Origin of the sequence: Bradyrhizobium sp. LVM 105 (assembly GCF_003957705.1) — a bacterium.
Lineage (GTDB): Bacteria > Pseudomonadota > Alphaproteobacteria > Rhizobiales > Xanthobacteraceae > Bradyrhizobium > Bradyrhizobium frederickii.
In genome coordinates this window covers 1-17,505 of record NZ_QZMV01000002.1, presented here as the reverse complement: position 1 = coordinate 17,505, position 17,505 = coordinate 1, and the positions used below count along the sequence as shown (strand labels likewise).

Below are 17,505 nucleotides of genomic sequence, written 5' to 3'. Positions count from 1 at the left end.
GAGATAGATCAGGGTAGGGCAATTATGGGCATCCAGACTCCCAACGGCTTCAATCTCGACAATTCCGGCAAGCGCATCGTCGTCGACCCCGTGACCCGTATCGAAGGTCACATGCGGGTCGAGGTCAACGTCGACGCCGACAACGTCATCCGCAACGCGGTCTCGACCGGCACGATGTGGCGCGGCATCGAGGTGATCCTGAAGAACCGCGACCCGCGCGACGCCTGGGCGTTCACCGAGCGGATCTGCGGCGTCTGCACCGGCACGCACGCGCTGACATCGGTGCGCGCGGTGGAGAATGCGCTCGGAATCGCCATTCCGGAGAACGCCAACTCGATCCGCAACCTGATGCAGCTCGCCCTGCAGGTGCACGACCACATCGTTCATTTCTATCACCTTCACGCGCTGGACTGGGTCGATGTCGTGTCCGCGCTCTCGGCCGACCCGCGCGCGACCTCGACGTTGGCGCAGTCCATTTCGAACTGGCCGCTGTCCTCGCCCGGCTACTTCAAGGATCTGCAGACCCGGTTGAAGAAGTTTGTCGAGTCCGGGCAATTGGGACCGTTCAAGAACGGCTACTGGGGAAGCAAGGCCTACAGGCTGCCGCCCGAGGCCAACCTGATGGCGGTGGCGCACTACCTCGAGGCGCTCGATTTTCAGAAGGAGATCGTCAAGATCCACACCGTTTTCGGCGGCAAGAATCCGCACCCGAACTGGCTCGTGGGTGGTGTGCCCTGTCCGATCAACGTCGACGGCACCGGCGCCGTCGGCGCCATCAACATGGAACGGTTGAACCTGATCTCCTCGATCATCGATCGCCTGATCGAGTTCAACGAAATGGTCTATCTTCCCGACGTGGCGGCGATCGGCTCGTTCTACAAGGACTGGCTGTACGGCGGCGGCCTTTCGGGCAAGAGCGTGCTCAGCTATGGCGACGTGCCCGAGCATGCCAACGACTATTCCGCCAAGAGCCTGAAGCTGCCGCGCGGCGCCATCATCAACGGCAATCTGTCGGAGGTGTTTCCGGTCGATCTCGCCAATCCGGACGAGATCCAGGAGTTCGTGGTGCACTCCTGGTACAAATATCCCGATGAGACCAAGGGCCTGCATCCCTGGGACGGCGTCACCGAGCCGAACTACGTGCTGGGCGCCAATGCCAAGGGCACCAAGACCGCGATCGAGCAGCTCGACGAGGCCGGCAAATATTCGTGGATCAAGGCGCCGCGCTGGAAGGGGCACGCCATGGAGGTCGGTCCCCTGGCGCGTTGGATCGTCGGTTACGCGCAGAACAAGGCCGAGTTCAAGGATCCCGTCGACAAGTTCCTGAAGGATCTGAACCTGCCGACGTCGGCGCTGTTCTCGACGCTCGGCCGCACCGCGGCCCGCGCGCTCGAATCGGTCTGGGCCGGTCGCCAGATGCGCTACTTCCAGGACAAGCTCGTCGCCAACATCAAGGCCGGCGACTCTTCGACCGCCAATGTCGACAAATGGAAGCCGGAGAGCTGGCCCAAGGAGGCCAAGGGCGTCGGTTTCACCGAGGCGCCGCGCGGCGCGCTCGCGCACTGGATCAAGATCAAGGACACCAAGATCGACAATTACCAGTGCGTGGTGCCGACCACCTGGAACGGCTCGCCGCGCGATCCCAAGGGCAATATCGGAGCCTTCGAGGCGTCGTTGATGAACACGCCGATGGTCAATCCGGAGCAGCCCCTGGAGATCCTGCGCACGATCCACTCCTTCGATCCGTGCCTTGCCTGCTCGACTCACGTCATGAGCCCGGACGGCCAAGAGCTCGCCAAGGTCAAGGTCAGGTAGGAGGAAGCCATGATGGACGCCATTGCTCCCGGCTCGGACACAAGGCCGGACCTCGCGGCGCTCGCAGCCGATGCTTCCGGAGAACGGGCGGTGGGTCGACCCACCGTCTATGTCTACGAAGCGCCGGTGCGGATCTGCCACTGGGTGAACGCGTTCTCGATTCTCGTGCTGATGGTGACCGGCTACTTGATTGGAGCGCCGCTGCCGACGGTCGCAGGCGAGGCGTCCGACAACTTCGTGATGGGCTACATCCGCTTCGCCCATTTCGCCGCCGGACAAGTGCTCGCGGTCTTCTTCCTCACGCGTATCCTGTGGGCCTTCGTCGGCAATCACCACTCCCGGCAGATCTTCTACATTCCGGTTCATCGCAAGCAGTTCTGGAAGGAAGTGCTGCATGAGATCCGCTGGTACGCGTTTCTTGAGCGGGAGCCGAAGATGTATGTCGGCCACAATCCGTTGGCGCAAACCGCGATGTTCACGGGGTTCACGCTGTTCGTGGCCTTCATGATCATCACCGGCTTTGCGCTCTATTCGGAAGGCGCGGGGATCGACAGCTGGCAGCACAAGCTGTTCGGCTGGGTGTTCGCGATCTGGCCGAACAGCCAGGACGTTCACACCTGGCACCATCTGGGCATGTGGGCGCTGGTCGTGTTCGTGATGGTGCACATCTACGCGGCGATCCGCGAGGACATCATGTCGCGCCAGAGCATCATCTCCTCGATGGTCTCCGGCGAGCGGCAATTCCGCGATTGAAAACGGGAACCTGACCGATGCCGACATCTTCGCAACGCGACCGCATCCTGGTGCTCGGCATCGGCAACATCCTGTGGGCCGACGAAGGCTTCGGCGTGCGCACGGTGGAGGAGTTTCACCGTCGCTACGCTGTGCCCGACAACGTCACCATCCTCGACGGCGGTACCCAGGGTCTCTACCTCGTGAACTATCTGGAAGAGGCCGACCGCCTGATCGTGTTCGACGCCATCGATTATGGCCTCGCGCCCGGCGAATTGAAGCTGGTGCGCGACGACGAGGTGCCGCGTTTCACCGGCGCCAAGAAAATGAGCCTGCATCAGACCGGTTTCCAGGAAGTGATCAGTGCAGCCGACCTGCTCGGCAGATGCCCGAAGCATCTCGTGCTGATCGGCTGCCAGCCGCTCGATCTCGAAGACTGGGGCGGGCCGCTGACGCCACCGGTGCGCGACCAGATCGCGCCCGCGATAGATCTCGCCTGCCGGATATTGGCCGAGTGGGGCGTCACGGCGAGCCGCCGCGGCGTGCCGTTGGCGGACACCGAGCGGTTGCTCGCCAACGACATCGACCACGCCAATTACGAGATGCGGCCGGCCTGACCGGCTGGCCTTTTTGGAGCAAGCGCGATGTGCCTCGGCCTGCCGATGACGATCGTCGAGACTGACGGAACGTCGGCGCTGTGCGAATTTCGTGGCGGGCAGCGGCGCGTCTCCATGCTGCTGCTCTCCAATCCGCCAGTCGGCGCACATGTGCTCGTCTATATCGATACCGCGATCCGGCTTCTGGATGAGGAAGAGGCGCGCCTGATCGGGGCTGCGATCGACGGGCTTGGCGCCGCGCTCGATGGCGAGGATTGCGACCGCTTCTTCGCCGATTTGATCGACCGCGAGCCGCAGCTGCCCGCTCATCTCCGGTCGGAATAAGCGAACCTCCTGCAACTGTGACCGCCGCGCCCGCCGCCGGATCGGCCCCGCCGGGCCGAGGCACTGGCTGGAAGTGGTCTTTCCATCTGCAAAGACAGATTCCATCAAGATTGGAAGGTATCTTATCGTTGCTGGATGCGTTGTTCCGAACGTTTGAAAATCAATGATCTAAATCAATGAGATAGCTCTCAAGAACTGCTGGAATGTCCTGGCATGTGCCTTGCTAATCCTGTCCCGAGCAAAATCATAAGCTTGTCAGGGAGGTCTGATGGAATTCCAGGTGGCGAAGCAGGATCTGACGCGGCACGGCCTGACCGAGGTCAATGCCGCGACGGTCGATCGTTTTCTTGGCGCGGCCGATGAGGCCGGCGCGGTCGCGGTGCTGCTGTCGGCAGGCGATCCCAACCGTTTCCCCGAGGCGATCGACGTCGCCGTGGTGTTGCCGGAGTTGATCACCGCGTTCAACGGCCGGCTGCGCGGCGCGATCATTGCCCGCGGCGACGAGAGCGCGCTCGGCCAGCGCTTTGGCGTGCGGGTGCAGCCGACGCTGATCCTCGTCGCCAAGGGCGAGACCCTGGGTCTGATCGCCAAGATCCAGGACTGGTCGGTCTATATCGACCGCATCACCAAGCTGATCGACCGACCGCGCGGCCAGACCGCCGCGGTCGCCGTCACCATCGTTCCCCAGCATCGCGCGCAAGGTGTCGAGCTATGAAGGTCGGATTCTGGGATGCGCCCGAAGGCGCCGAGCAACCGGTCAGCGTGTTTCCGATCGGCGAGGAAAGTCTCAATGCATCGAAAGGCAGCCTGACGGCGGCCGGAGCGCTGGCAAAGCTTGCAACGCTCGACAGCGTGGAGCTTGCCGAGCGCTGCCCGAACGCGGTCGCGCTGCTCTCGAAGATCGCGCAAGCCATCGCGGGCCAGAAGGCCGATGCCCCCACCCAATTGTTCCGGCTCGCCAATCTCAACGAGCTCGAGAGCAAGCTCATAGCCGACGTGCTAGGCGAAGGCGAGGTCGGCGGGGTCGTTGCGCTGCCGGACGGATCGCTGGCCCAGATCCAGGAATCGGTCCTGGCGGGAATCTGGCGCGTGCGGCTCGAGACCGACGCTGCTTCCGAATATCTCGAACTCGGCGCCATCCCGGAGATCGTCAAGCGGGCCGCCGCCGATCTGACGTCCGCCGATTTCGAGATCGGGCCGGTGCCGGAAGGCGCCATGAACGTGCTGCCGGTGCTCGCCGAGATCCGCGAGCGCGCGCTGGCCTGGCGGCCCGGCATCCGCTCGCAGATCATCAACTTCACCCTGTTGCCGATGAGCCCGGTGGACATGAGCTTTTTGCAGGACACGATCCGCAACGGACCGATCCAGCTCGTGTCGCGCGGCTATGGCACCTGCCGGGTGCTGTCGACGGGCATCCGCAATGTCTGGTCGGTGCAGTTCTTCAACGCCATGGACACCATCATTCTCGATACGCTCGAGGTCGGCGGCGTGCCGACCGTGGCGCTGGCCGCGGACGAGGATTTCGAGGATTCCGCCGAGCGGCTGCACGAAATCATCGAGGCCTATTTCAAATGAGCGCCTTCGAGAACTTCGGCGTGCGCCAGGACGTCACCGAGGCCACGCGGCTGGAATGCGGCATCTGCTGGACCGTCTACGATCCGGCGGATGGCGATGAGGTAGCGCAGATCGCACCGGGCACGCCATTCGCGGCGCTGCCGGAGGAGTGGCACTGCCCGAACTGCGACGCGCCAAAATCCAAGTTCATGGCGATCGAAGCATGACGGGAGCCGCGCCAGATCCCGGTGCCGCGGACGCCGTCGCGTGGGGCGAGCTTCTGGCCGCAAGCTATCGGGACATCGGCGATCGCGCGATGCGCGATCTGCCGATCTACAACGATGCGCTCGGCGTCGAGGCGGTCGGCTTCCGCCGGTTCAATGGCACGATAATCGGCATCATGGTCACGCCATGGTTCATGAACGTCGTGATGCCGGCGGGCGCCATGCGAGCGACGTCGGGCACGAGCTTGCGAATTCGTTTTCCCGCAGGCGACATCGAGTTCGCCCTCAGCGAAGTCGGGCAGATCGGGCCGATCGCGAGCTGCTCGCTGTTCTCGCCGATGTTCCAGTTCGCCGACATGGCTGCCGCGCGGGCGACGGCCGAAGCCGCGCTTGCCGAGCTGATGCTGCCTGATGACAGCGAGGAGGCGGTTCGCCGCCGCGAGCCCGCGACAACCCCGATCGATCGGCGTAGCTTCCTGCGCGGCACCTTGGCGGAGCGGCGCGGATGAGCCTGGCGTTCCGCAACGAGATCGACATCACGGTGTGGCTTGCCGGCGGCACCATCGCCGACGTCGCGATCCAGCCGCGCAGCCGGCCGCCGCTGACGCGGTTGTTCGCGGGAAAGCAGGCCTCGTCCCTGCTTCCGGTGCTGCCGCGGCTGTTCTCGCTCTGCTCGGTCGCACATCAGGTGGCGTTCCTGTCGGCGGTCGAGGCCGCGCAAGGGCAGCAGGCGACGCCAACTGCGGCGCGCAGCCGCGTTACGGCGGTCGTCGCCGAGCGGCTGACCGAATTGCTGCGCAGCCTGTTCGTCGGCCGGCTCGCGCTCGACGGCGCGAGCGCTGCCGCCGTGCGCGCCATGATGCAGGCGAGCATGGTCCTCGGCGGCGCCAGCGAAGGCGTCTCGGAAACCTTGCGGCGTGAGGCCGTGGCCCAGATCAAGGCCGCGCTCGCAGGCTTGGGGATTGCCGGCGAAGGCCAGGCTCTCGCGCCGGGCAGCGCGCTCGCTGTCCATGTCGAACGCTGCGAGGGTGAGGAATTGTCGCCGCCGTTGGTCGAGCAATCGTTCCTGACGGCGGCCGACGATCTCGACGTCGTTACACGTCTGCTTGCGGGTGGGGCCGCCTATTCCGACGCGCCGGAGCTCTGCGGTAAAATTCCGGAAACCGGTGTCTGGGCCCGGTGGGCGCGGCGCGGACCCGTCTTGCCGGCGGCGGGCTCGGCCGCGCGACTCCAGGCGCGCATCGCCGAGGTCGCGCGGCTCTGCGCCTGGCTCGAGCGCGGCGACGAGGAACTCGACGATGGCGTCGTCGCGAGCTATCGGCTCGCTGCGGGCAAGGGGGCCGCGGTGGTCGAATGTGCACGGGGCCGGCTCTACCACGCCGTCGTCCTCGACGAGGCGGACCGCATCGTCAATTTCGAGTTCCTGGCGCCGACCGAGTGGAATTTCCACGCCCGCGGACCGCTGGTCCGGAGCCTCAAGGGAGCGGTGCTGACTGCCGGCCGGCGCGGCCAGGACGCGGTGCGCGCACTGGTCGGCTCGTTCGACCCTTGCGTCGGTTTCAATCTCGACTTCCGCGAGGTGGGCCATGCATGAGATGGCGCTCTGCGAAGGCATCATCGGCATCGTCGAGGAGGAGGCGCGCAAGCGCTCCTTCGCCAAGGTGAATGTGGTCTGCCTCGAGATCGGTGCGCTCAGCCATGTCGCGCCGGAGGCGATGAAATTCTGCTTCGAGGCCGTCGCCGCACAGACCATCGCGCGCGGCGCAACGCTCGAGATCGTCGAGACCCCGGGAACGGCCTGGTGCATGGCCTGCTCCAGGAGCGTCGAGATCAAGCAGCGCTACGAGCCGTGCCCCTGCTGTGGCGGCTATCAATTGCAGGTGACGGGCGGGGAAGAGATGCGCGTAAGGGAACTGGAGGTCGACTGATGTGCACGGTCTGCGGCTGCGGCGACGGCAAGGCGTCTATCGAACACGCGCATGATCATCATCATGCTCATGCTCATGACCATGACCATGGTCACGGCGGGCACCATCATCATCACGGTCATGGGCACGGCCACGACCATGTTCACCCTCATCACCCTGACCACGCCAAGGACGAGGCGGGGGTGCTCGATTGCGGCGCCAATCCGGCTGGTCAAGAGATCGCCGGCATGAGCAGCGACCGCATCATCCAGGTCGAGCGCGACATTCTCGGCAAGAACGATCGGCTCGCCGCCGACAATCGCGCGCGCTTCCTTGCCGACGACGTGCTTGCCTTCAACCTGGTGTCGAGCCCGGGCGCCGGAAAGACCTCGCTGCTGGTTCGCGCGGTCTCGGAATTGAAGGACAGCTTTCCGATCGGCGTGATCGAGGGCGACCAGCAGACCTCCAACGATGCCGAACGCATCCGCGCCACCGGCGTCGCGGCGATCCAGGTCAACACCGGAAAAGGCTGTCATCTCGATGCCGCCATGGTCGGCCAGGCCTATGACCGGCTGCCCTGGCTGAACGGCGGCATCCTCTTCATCGAGAATGTCGGCAACCTCGTGTGCCCCGCGGCGTTCGATCTCGGCGAGGCCTGCAAGATCGTGGTGTTCTCGACCACCGAGGGCGAGGACAAGCCGCTGAAATATCCTGACATGTTCGCGGCGGCGTCCTTGATGCTGATCAACAAGATCGATCTCGCGCCGGTGCTTGATTTCGACCTTGCCAGGACCGTCGAATATGCCCGGCGGGTCAACCCTGGCATCGAGGTGATGACGGTGTCGGCGCGCACGGGCGAGGGGTTTTCGGCGTTCTATGCCTGGATCCGCAAGCGCCGGGCCAAGGCGAAGCGGGCCGAGATGGCCATGCAGGGATGACGATGGACGGTGGGACGAACGTGCCCGAGGTGAGGAGACTGCGTCTGCACGTGCGCGGCGCGGTGCAGGGCGTCGGCTTTCGCCCCTATGTCTACGGCCTCGCCACGCGCTATCGTCTCGGCGGCTTCGTCGCCAACGATCCGCACGGGGTCATCATCGAGGTCGAGGGCGAGCGCGCCGCCGACTTCATCGCGGCGCTGCCGCTGGAAAAGCCGCCGCTTGCCCGCATCGACGACATCTCGGTGCATCCGGTCGGGACGTTGGCGAGCGAGGGGTTCTGCATCCGCGCCAGCGAGCAGGGCAGGGTGTCGACCCGCATCGTTGCCGACGCTGCGACCTGCAAGGAATGCCTGCGCGAGCTGTTCGACCCGAGCAGCCGCTTTCATCGCTATCCCTTCATCAACTGCACCCATTGCGGCCCGCGCTACACCATCGCCGAGCGGCTGCCCTACGACCGTTCGGCCACGGCCATGAAGGGCTTTGCGATGTGCAGAGCCTGTGCGGACGATTATGCCAACCCCGACAGCCGCCGGTTCCATGCCGAGGCGATTGCCTGCCCGGCATGCGGCCCAAGGCTCAGTCACGAGATTGCGGACATTGCCGCAGCGATCGCCGGTGGCAGGATCGTCGCGATCAAGGGGCTCGGCGGCTATCAGCTGCTCTGCGATGCGCGCGATAACGAGGTCGTGCGGCGGCTGCGGCAGCGCAAGCAGCGCGACCAGAAGCCGTTTGCCGTCATGGTCGGTTCGGTGGACGCGGTTGCCGATCTCGCCGACGCCGAGACCGCCGAGCTTGCGCTGCTGGAAAGCTCGCCACGCCCCATCGTGCTGCTGAGATCGCGCGATCGGCTCGCGCCGGCCATCGCACCGGAGCTGTCGCGTCTCGGCGTCATGCTGCCGGTCGCGCCGCTCCATCACCTGATCTTCGCTGCACTGAATGCGGCGCATGCGCGGGCCGGCGCAAGCTGGGCGATCGTCGCCACCAGCGCCAATCCCGGCGGCGAGCCGCTCCTGATCGACAATCGACAAGCCGAGCGATGCCTTGCCGGCATTGCCGACCTCGTCATCACGCACGACCGCGACATCGTCACCCGTGCCGACGATTCCGTCGTGGCAGTGGTCGCGGGCCGGACGCAATTCATCCGCCGCGCCCGCGGCTACGTGCCCGAGCCGGTTCGCCTTGCGCGGTCGGTGCCGCCGATCCTGGCGGTCGGCGGGGCCTTGAAGGCGACGGTGACGGTCACGCGCGGCAACGAGGCGTTCGTCTCCCAGCACATCGGCGACCTCGACACTGCGGCAGGCGTTCGCTTCTTCGAGGAGACGGTGGACCATTTGCTTTCGACGCTAGACATCGAGCCGGTCGTCGTCGCCCACGACCTGCATCCGAACATGGCCTCGACGCGCTTCGCCGAGGCCAGCGGCAAGCGGCTGATTGCGGTCCAGCACCACCACGCCCATGCGGCCTCCGTGATGGCCGAACATGGCATCGCAGGATCGGCGCTGGCCCTGGTGCTCGACGGCTTCGGCTACGGCAGCGACGGAGGCAATTGGGGCGGCGAGCTCCTCGCATGCGACGGCGCTACTTTCCGGCGGCTCGGACATCTGGCGCCGATGAAGATGCCGGGCGGCGACCGCGCCGCGCGCGAGCCCTGGCGCATGGGCGCGAGCGTGCTGCATGGCATGAGACGCGGCGATGCGATCGCGACGCGGTTCGATGCGCAGCCGCAGGCCTCGCGCCTTGGCGCCGTGCTGGACCAGCCCGGCGTGCCGACGACGACCAGCGCCGGCCGGTTGTTCGATGCGGCCGCGGGGCTGTTGGGCCTCTGCCCGGTGCAGAGCTACGAGGGCGAAGCCGCGATGAAGCTGGAGGCGCGGGTGCGCACGCCGCGCATCGCGCAAGACGGCTGGGTGATCGAGCGCGGCGTGCTGTCCCTGGCTCCGCTGTTCGAGCGCCTGGCCACCGGGACCATCGATCCGGTCGAAAGCGCCGAATTGTTCCACGGCACGCTTGCCGCGGCCTGCGTCGACTGGATCGGCCGCGCGGCGCGCGCGACGGGCATCAGCACCGTCGCCTTGAGCGGCGGATGCTTCCTCAACGCGATCCTGTCGCACGAGATCGAGCGCGGCTGCATCGCAGCCGGCCTCTCGCCGCTGCTGCCGCGCCAGATGCCGCCCAACGACGGCGGCCTCAGCCTGGGCCAGGCCTGGATTGCCGCGCTGGGACTCCTCGAACAGCAAGATCTGGAAGGAACCGCCTGATGTGTCTCGCGATACCCGCGGAGGTCACGCAACTCCTGCCCGACGAGATGGCCATCGTCTCGATCGACGGCGTCAGCAAGGAGATCTCGGTCGCCCTGATCGAGAACCTTGCGGTGGGGGACTACGTGATCATCCATGTCGGCTATGCCCTGACCAAGATCGATCCGGAAGAGGCGCGGCGCACGCTCGAATTGTTGCGCGAGCTGAGCCTCGAGGGGCAGGGAGTGGCGCCATGAAATATGCCGACGAGTTTCGCGACAAGGAGATCGCGCTGGGGCTCGCGAAGACGATTCGCGCGGAGACCCATCCGGGGCGGCCGTATCGTTTCATGGAGTTCTGCGGCGGCCACACGCACGCGATCTCGCGCTACGGCCTGGAAGACATGCTGCCGAACAACGTGCGGATGATCCACGGACCCGGTTGCCCGGTCTGCGTGCTGCCGGCCGGGCGCATCGACATGGCGATCCGGCTTGCAGAGCGTAGCGAGGTGATCCTGTGCGTCTATGGCGATCTGATGCGCGTCCCCGGCTCGCAGGGCGCCTCGCTCCTGAAGGCGAAGGCACGGGGCGCCGACGTCCGCATGGTCTATTCCACGATCGACGCCGTCAGGATCGCGCAGGAAAACCCCGAGCGCGAAATCGTGTTCTTCGCCATCGGCTTCGAGACCACCACGCCGCCGACCGCGGTGATGATCCGGCTGGCCGAGAAGAAGCAGCTTTCGAACTTCAGCGTGTTCTGCAATCACGTGCTGACCCCGCCCGCCATGCAGAACATTCTGGAGAGTCCTGATATCCGCAACATCGGCCGCGTCGAGATCGACGGCTTCGTCGGGCCGGCGCATGTCTCGACCATCATCGGCACGGCGCCTTACGAGTTCTTCGCCGAAGAGTTCGGCAAGCCGGTGGTGATCTCGGGCTTCGAGCCGCTCGACATGATGCAGGCGATCCTGATGCTGGTGCGCCAGGTCAACGAGAACAGGCACGAGGTCGAGAACCAGTACAGCCGCGCGGTCACGCGCGACGGCAATCTGCGCGCCAAGGAGGAGGTCTCCGACATCTTCGAGCTGCGCGACCAGTTCGAATGGCGTGGGCTCGGGCAGGTTCCCTATAGCGGGCTGAAGCTGAAGCGCGCCTACGCGCAATACGACGCCGAGGCCCGCTTCGGCATGAACGAGCTTTGCGTCGACGACAACCCGGCGTGCGAATGCGGCGCCATCCTGCGCGGCGTGAAGAAGCCGGTCGACTGCAAGCTGTTCGGCACCGTCTGCACCCCGGAGACGCCGATGGGATCCTGCATGGTCTCCTCGGAAGGCGCCTGTGCCGCCCATTGGACCTACGGCCGCTTCCGCGACCACCAGCAGAGGCGGGCGTCATGAAGGCCTATCAGCGCAAGCTCGATATCAAGAACGGCTGCGTCGACCTGTCCCACGGCTCGGGCGGCCGCGCCATGGCGCAGTTGATCTCGGGGCTGTTCCACGAGGCCTTCGGCAATGAATGGCTGGCGCGTGGCAACGACCAATCGGCCTTCGACGTCGGCGCCGGGCGCATGGTGATGACCACCGACGGCTACGTGGTCTCGCCGCTGTTCTTTCCCGGCGGGAATATCGGCTCGCTCGCGGTTCACGGCACGGTCAACGACATCGCCATGGCCGGTGCAAAGCCGCTTTATCTGTCGGCAAGCTTCATCATCGAGGAGGGATTTCGCTTCGCCGACCTCAAGACGATTGCGGACTCGATGGGGGAGGCGGCGCGCACGGCCGGCGTTCACATCATTACCGGCGATACCAAGGTGGTCGAGCGCGGCAAGGCCGACGGCTTGTTCATCTCGACATCCGCGGTCGGGATTGTCCCCGACGGGCTCGATCTGTCGGCCGAGAACGCGCGCGCCGGCGATCGCGTCCTGATCTCGGGCACCCTGGGCGATCACGGCGTGGCGATCATGTCGAAGCGGCAGAATCTCGCCTTCGAGACCGAGATCGTGTCGGATTCGGCGGCCCTGAACGATCTCGTCGCCGGGATGGTCGAAGCCGGCGGCGCCGGTATCCGCCTGATGCGGGATCCCACCCGCGGCGGGCTCGCCGCGACGCTGAACGAGATCGCCCAGCAATCGAGGCTCGGCTTCCACCTTCGTGAGGAGGAGATCCCGGTCAAGCCGGGCGTGGCGGCGGCCTGCGAATTGCTCGGGCTCGATCCGCTCCATGTCGCCAACGAGGGCAAGCTGGTCGCGATCGTCGCGCCCGAAATCGCCGCTGCCGTGCTTGCCGCGATGCGGAGACATCCGCTCGGCCGCGATGCCGCCGACATCGGCGAAGCCGTCGCCGACGACCATCATTTCGTGCAGATGGCGACGAGCTTCGGCGGCGGGCGGATCGTCGACTGGTTGTCGGGCGAGCAATTGCCGCGGATTTGTTGAGGGATCCCGATGCGTATCCTGCTGCTATCGCATTCTTTCAACAGCCTGACGCAGCGCTTCCATATCGAGCTCCGCGAGCGCGGCCATGAGGTCTCGGTCGAGCTAGACATCCACGCCGACGTCACGCGGGAAAGCGTGGCGCTGTGCCGGCCGGACCTGGTGATCGCGCCGTTCCTCAAGCGGGCGATTCCCGAAGATGTCTGGCGCAGCGTGCGCTGCCTGATCGTGCATCCCGGCCCGCCCGGCGACCGCGGCCCGGCCGCGCTCGACTGGGCCATTCTCGACGGAGCAACCGAGTGGGGCGTCACCGTGCTACAGGCGGACGGCGAGTTCGATGCCGGTCCGGTCTGGGCGTTCCGCACGTTTCCGATGCGGCGCGCTGCGAAATCCAGCATCTACCGCAACGAGGTGACCCAATGCGCGGTTGAAGCGGTGCTGGAAGCCCTCGACGCGATCGAAGCGGGACGGCCGACGCCGCAGCCGATGCGTGCGAACGACGCGCGCATTCGCGTGCGCGGTCCCTGCCGCCAGTCGGACCGGGCGATCGACTGGCAGCACGACACGACCGAGACCGTGCTGCGCAAGATCAACAGCGCCGATGGCATGCCGGGCCTGGTCGACAGCCTGTTCTTCCAGGACGTGCGGCTGTTCGACGTCCATGAAGCGCGGGATATCTCCGGCATTCCTGGCACGATCGTGGCCCAATGCGATGGCGCTTTGGCCCGTGCGACGGTCGACGGAGCAGTCTGGATCGGCCATGTGCGGCAGCTCGCGCCGAAGAGCCTGAAGCGATCCGCGGCAAAGGTTTTCGCCGGACAGGCAGCCTGCCTGCCGCGGCGGCCGGATTGCGGCTATGCTCCGATTCAATATCGCGAGCACGGCGAGGTCGGCGAGTTGCAGTTCTCCTTCTACAACGGCGCCATGTCGACGGATGATTGTGAAGCGCTGCGGGATGCCTACCGCGCCGCGCTGGCGCGCCCGACCAAGGTGCTGCTCCTGACCGGTGGTTTCGATTATTGGTCGAACGGCATTCATCTGGCCGAGATCGAGGCCGCCGACAGTGCCGCCGATGAATCCTGGCGCAACATCAACGCCATCGACGATCTGGCGCGCGCGATCATCGAGACCACGGACCGGCTCGTGATATCGGTCATTCGCGGCAACGCGGGGGCGGGGGGCGTGTTCCTGAGCCTGGCGGCCGACGAGGTCTGGGCCAGCGATCAGATCGTGCTCAATCCGCATTACAAGGACATGGGCAATCTGTTCGGCTCCGAGTACTGGACCTATCTGTTGCCGCGCCGTGCGGGCGCCGGGAACGCGACCCGGATCACGCAGTGCCGGCTGCCGATGGGCGTCGCCGAGGCGCAGCGCCTCGGTATCGTCGACCGCGTCCTCGCACGCGACGAGCTGGCACGCGAAAGCCTCGTCAAGCTCGCAGCTGCTGCAGGCGCGGATCATGGCTTCGCGGCCCGTCTCGCCGACAAGAAAAGGCGCCGCGCGGCGGACGAGGCCGAAAAGCCCCTGCAAGCCTATCGTGACGAGGAGCTGCGGCGGATGAGGCTCAATTTCTACGGCTTCGATCCGAGCTACCACGTCGCCCGCTACAACTTCATCCACAAGGTGCCGAAGTCGCGCACGCCTCTGACCATCGCCAATCACCGGGCGCGGCGGACGACCGACCGGCAGAGAGCCGTGGTGGTGCCCTCATGAGCGTTCTGGGAACCATTCTCGTCGTCGACGACGAAGTCCGTTCGCAGGAAGCGCTGCGCCGCGTTCTCAGGGAGGATTTTGAGGTGCTGTGCGCCGGCAATGCGGCCGATGCGGAAAAGCTGCTGGAAGGCGAGATCGTCCACGCCATCCTGTGCGACCAGCGCATGCCGCACGAGTCGGGCGTGAGCTTCCTGAAGCGCGTGCGGGAGCTGTGGCCCGATCCGGTGCGGATGATCATCTCCGGCTATTCCGATTCGGAGGATATCATTGCGGGCCTCAACGAGGCCGGCATCTATCAATACATCACGAAGCCCTGGCAGCCGGAGCGGCTGGTCGACATCGTCAAGGAGGCGGTGCAGCTCTATCGCCTGCAGAAGGAGACGGAAACCGCCGGCGTCGACGTCAAGGCGACGCCGGGGCATATCAAGAAGGTCGTCTCGGTCAAGCGCGGGGTCGCCAAGCAGCTCTATGATTTCGACCGCATCGTGCATTCGCCGGAAAGCCCCATGCACAAGGTGATCGAGCTCGGCAGGCGCGCCGCAGACTACGACATCTCCGTGCTGATCACGGGCGAGTCCGGGACCGGCAAGGAGCTGCTTGCACGCGCGATTCACTACGGCTCGGCGCGCGCCAACAAGGCTTTCGTGGTCGAAAATTGCGGCGCGTTGCCGGACGAGCTGCTCGAAAGCGAGCTGTTCGGCTGCAAGAAGGGCGCCTTCACCGGCGCCTATCAGGACAGGATCGGCCTGTTCGAGGTCGCCGACGGCGGCACCATCTTCCTCGACGAGATCGGCGAGACCTCGCCGGCATTCCAGGTCAAGCTGTTGCGCGTTCTGCAGGAGAGCGAGATCAGGCCGCTCGGCGCGCAGCGGGTGCGCAAGGTCGACGTCCGTGTCGTGGCGGCGACCAACCGGGATCTCGAAGCCGAGGTCGAGGCCGGCCGCTTCCGGCGCGATCTCTACTATCGCCTGGCGGCGTTTCCCGTCCACATGCCGGCCTTGCGCGAGCGCCCGATGGATGTCTCGTTGATCGCCGAAGGGGTGCTGTCATCGGTGAAGACCTCCTTCAACCGGCCGGGCCTGCGCTTTGCCGCGTCCGCGCTCGAAGCGTTCGCCAGGTACCATTGGCCCGGCAACGTCCGCGAGTTGCAGAACGAGATCCAGCGCATGGTGGTGCTGGCGGACGCGGATGAATTGCAGGCGCCGCCGTTGCTCGGCCGGCGCAACGGCAAGCCGCCGGCGGCGGCGATCCAGGGCAAATTGAACGGCTCGGCGACCCTCAAGGACAAGGTGGAGGATCTGGAGAAGGCGGTTATCATCAGCACCCTGGAGCGGTACGAAGGCAATATCAGCCGGGTCGCCAACGAGCTCGGGTTGTCGCGTGTCGGGCTCAGGAACAAGCTGTCCAGGTATGATTTGAGGAAGAATGCCTGAGGTGACGCACCCCCCTGGAGCCAGCGAGCCCGAAACGCTGCTCAAGCTGATCGCCAAGCGTGGCGCGATGGAGCTCGATCAGGAGCGCGAGGGCGCCTGGATCGAGGTCATCCGCAAGATGGACGAGGTCTATTCCGACCTCCTCCGCTACGAGGTCGACCTCGAGCACAAGAATGCGGAGCTGGAGGAGGCGCAGGCCTTCGTCACCAACGTCATCGAATCCGTCTCCGACATCCTCATCGTCTGCGACGCGAAAGGACTGGTGCAGCAGGTCAATTCCGCCTTCCAGCACACGCTCGGCTGCAGCGTGACGGACATCGTCGGCAGGAACATCGCCGACGTCATCGATATCAAGGACAGGGCCAAGCTGATCCCGCTGCTGAAGCCGCGCAGCGCCTCCGATGTCGTCGACGGCGAGCTGCGGTTTTCAGCCGAGAGCGGCAGCTCGGATCTGTTCGCCATCAACGCCTCTCCCCGCCACGATCATCGCGGACGCTTCATCGGCGTGGTGCTGACCGGCCGCCCGATCGGAGAGCTTCGCCGCGCCTATGAGGAGCTGCACAAGGCACATCACGAGTTGCAGCGTGCCCAGCGGCAATTGGTCGAGCAGGAGAAGATGGCCAGCCTCGGCCGTCTCGTTGCGGGCGTCGCGCACGAGCTGAACAATCCTATCAGTTTCGTCTATGGCAACGTCCATACCCTGATGCGCTACCGCACCGCGATCGCCGCCTATCTCGATGCGGTCCACGGCGAGGCCAAGGAGGACGACCTCGCGGCCAAGCGGCGGAGTCTGCGCATCGATGAGATCCTGGAGGATTTCGGTCCGCTGATCGAGGGCACGCTGGAAGGCGCGGTCCGCATCAGTGAAATCGTGAAGAATCTGCGCCGGCTGTCCTTCAGCAAGCTCGGCGAGGTCGAGCGCGTCAACATTGAACGGCTCATCAACACCGCGGTGCTGTGGGCCGTGCGCACCAAGCAGGTGCGCATCGACTTGCAGTTGGAGATCGAGCCGGAGCTCTGGGTCTGCGGCAACGAGGGGCAATTGCACCAGGTGATCGTCAATCTCGTGGAGAACGCGATCGACGCGATGCGCGGCACGGAAGCGCCGCGGCTGGTGGTCTCGGCGGTACGCAAGGGCAACGAAATCCTGTTCCGGATCTCGGACAACGGACCGGGAATCGACAAGGATCACATCAGCCACATCTTCGAGCCGTTCTTCACGACCAAGCGGGTCGGCGAGGGCACGGGACTTGGCCTCTGGATCAGCTACGGCATCGTGCGCGAGCACGGCGGCGAGCTGGTCGCAGGCTATGGGCCCGAAGGCGGCGCGACATTCTCGTTCGCGCTGCCGGCGGCCTAGGCGCGGGCTACGGGACCCGCGCCTGTGTCGCCCCGCTGTCAACCCGCTTCGCCGAAAATATTCCACTTTACCGAAATTCGGTTTTGGCGTATGTGTCGGCCATCCCGGCTCAACCAAGAGGGGCGATCTCGAGGTCGTCTTGAATCGCGAGCCGGGCTTGCGGTGGACGCGGCAGCGTCGGCACGAGATGGCGCGGGCAGGGCGGGTAGTCCCTGTGAGCC

The 17,505-nt window shown here is 65.6% G+C and carries 18 protein-coding genes; all 18 read left to right on the top strand.

Annotation, left to right across the window (positions count from 1 at the left end; all coding sequences use genetic code 11):
- Positions 1-24: 24 nt before the first annotated feature.
- On the top strand, positions 25-1,815 hold the full coding sequence (locus D6B98_RS05455; RefSeq protein ID WP_126255924.1) for a nickel-dependent hydrogenase large subunit: 1,791 nt from the start codon (positions 25-27) through the stop codon (positions 1,813-1,815).
- Between the two features lie 9 nt (positions 1,816-1,824).
- A complete protein-coding gene (gene cybH, locus D6B98_RS05450) occupies positions 1,825-2,568 on the top strand; it encodes a Ni/Fe-hydrogenase, b-type cytochrome subunit (RefSeq protein ID WP_126255923.1) in 744 nt (247 codons plus the stop codon).
- A 17-nt stretch (positions 2,569-2,585) separates the two neighbouring features.
- Positions 2,586-3,164 (top strand): HyaD/HybD family hydrogenase maturation endopeptidase, encoded by a 579-nt coding sequence (locus D6B98_RS05445; RefSeq protein WP_126255922.1) that lies wholly within the window; start codon positions 2,586-2,588, stop codon positions 3,162-3,164.
- A 27-nt stretch (positions 3,165-3,191) separates the two neighbouring features.
- On the top strand, positions 3,192-3,488 hold the full coding sequence (locus D6B98_RS05440) for a HypC/HybG/HupF family hydrogenase formation chaperone (protein WP_126255921.1): 297 nt from the start codon (positions 3,192-3,194) through the stop codon (positions 3,486-3,488).
- 268 nt (positions 3,489-3,756) lie between these two features.
- Complete coding sequence (locus D6B98_RS05435; RefSeq protein ID WP_126255920.1) at positions 3,757-4,203, top strand: thioredoxin domain-containing protein; 447 nt, start codon at positions 3,757-3,759, stop codon at positions 4,201-4,203.
- Positions 4,200-5,063: a hydrogenase expression/formation protein gene (locus D6B98_RS05430; protein ID WP_126255919.1), complete on the top strand. Its 864-nt coding sequence runs from the start codon at positions 4,200-4,202 to the stop codon at positions 5,061-5,063. The genes D6B98_RS05435 and D6B98_RS05430 overlap by 4 nt, the downstream gene beginning before the upstream one ends.
- Positions 5,060-5,269, top strand: coding sequence for a rubredoxin (locus D6B98_RS05425; RefSeq protein ID WP_097659208.1), 210 nt, complete (start codon positions 5,060-5,062; stop codon positions 5,267-5,269). Before D6B98_RS05430 ends, D6B98_RS05425 begins: the two co-directional genes overlap by 4 nt.
- On the top strand, positions 5,266-5,775 hold the full coding sequence (gene hybE / locus D6B98_RS05420) for a [NiFe]-hydrogenase assembly chaperone HybE (RefSeq protein ID WP_126255918.1): 510 nt from the start codon (positions 5,266-5,268) through the stop codon (positions 5,773-5,775). The genes D6B98_RS05425 and hybE overlap by 4 nt, the downstream gene beginning before the upstream one ends.
- The gene (locus tag D6B98_RS05415) at positions 5,772-6,860 is read left to right on the top strand and encodes a nickel-dependent hydrogenase large subunit (protein WP_126255917.1); all 1,089 of its coding nucleotides are present in this window, start codon (positions 5,772-5,774) and stop codon (positions 6,858-6,860) included. The genes hybE and D6B98_RS05415 overlap by 4 nt, the downstream gene beginning before the upstream one ends.
- Positions 6,853-7,194, top strand: coding sequence for a hydrogenase maturation nickel metallochaperone HypA (gene hypA, locus D6B98_RS05410; protein WP_126255916.1), 342 nt, complete (start codon positions 6,853-6,855; stop codon positions 7,192-7,194). The genes D6B98_RS05415 and hypA overlap by 8 nt, the downstream gene beginning before the upstream one ends.
- Positions 7,194-8,111: a hydrogenase nickel incorporation protein HypB gene (hypB, locus tag D6B98_RS05405; protein WP_126255915.1), complete on the top strand. Its 918-nt coding sequence runs from the start codon at positions 7,194-7,196 to the stop codon at positions 8,109-8,111. The genes hypA and hypB overlap by 1 nt, the downstream gene beginning before the upstream one ends.
- Positions 8,108-10,369, top strand: coding sequence for a carbamoyltransferase HypF (hypF, locus tag D6B98_RS05400; protein WP_126255914.1), 2,262 nt, complete (start codon positions 8,108-8,110; stop codon positions 10,367-10,369). Before hypB ends, hypF begins: the two co-directional genes overlap by 4 nt.
- Complete coding sequence (locus D6B98_RS05395; RefSeq protein WP_126255913.1) at positions 10,369-10,605, top strand: HypC/HybG/HupF family hydrogenase formation chaperone; 237 nt, start codon at positions 10,369-10,371, stop codon at positions 10,603-10,605. The genes hypF and D6B98_RS05395 overlap by 1 nt, the downstream gene beginning before the upstream one ends.
- The gene (gene hypD / locus D6B98_RS05390; protein ID WP_126255912.1) at positions 10,602-11,744 is read left to right on the top strand and encodes a hydrogenase formation protein HypD; all 1,143 of its coding nucleotides are present in this window, start codon (positions 10,602-10,604) and stop codon (positions 11,742-11,744) included. The genes D6B98_RS05395 and hypD overlap by 4 nt, the downstream gene beginning before the upstream one ends.
- Positions 11,741-12,781 carry a hydrogenase expression/formation protein HypE gene (gene hypE, locus D6B98_RS05385; RefSeq protein ID WP_126255911.1) on the top strand — a complete coding sequence of 347 codons (1,041 nt, stop codon included), beginning with the start codon at positions 11,741-11,743 and terminating at the stop codon, positions 12,779-12,781. The genes hypD and hypE overlap by 4 nt, the downstream gene beginning before the upstream one ends.
- Positions 12,782-12,790: 9 nt before the next feature.
- Entirely contained in the window at positions 12,791-14,491 is a 1,701-nt protein-coding gene (locus D6B98_RS05380) for a hydrogenase maturation protein (protein ID WP_126255910.1), read from the top strand.
- Entirely contained in the window at positions 14,488-15,924 is a 1,437-nt protein-coding gene (locus D6B98_RS05375) for a sigma-54-dependent transcriptional regulator (protein ID WP_028135622.1), read from the top strand. Before D6B98_RS05380 ends, D6B98_RS05375 begins: the two co-directional genes overlap by 4 nt.
- On the top strand, positions 15,917-17,284 hold the full coding sequence (locus tag D6B98_RS05370; RefSeq protein WP_126255909.1) for a sensor histidine kinase: 1,368 nt from the start codon (positions 15,917-15,919) through the stop codon (positions 17,282-17,284). Before D6B98_RS05375 ends, D6B98_RS05370 begins: the two co-directional genes overlap by 8 nt.
- The last annotated feature ends 221 nt before the right edge of the window (positions 17,285-17,505 follow it).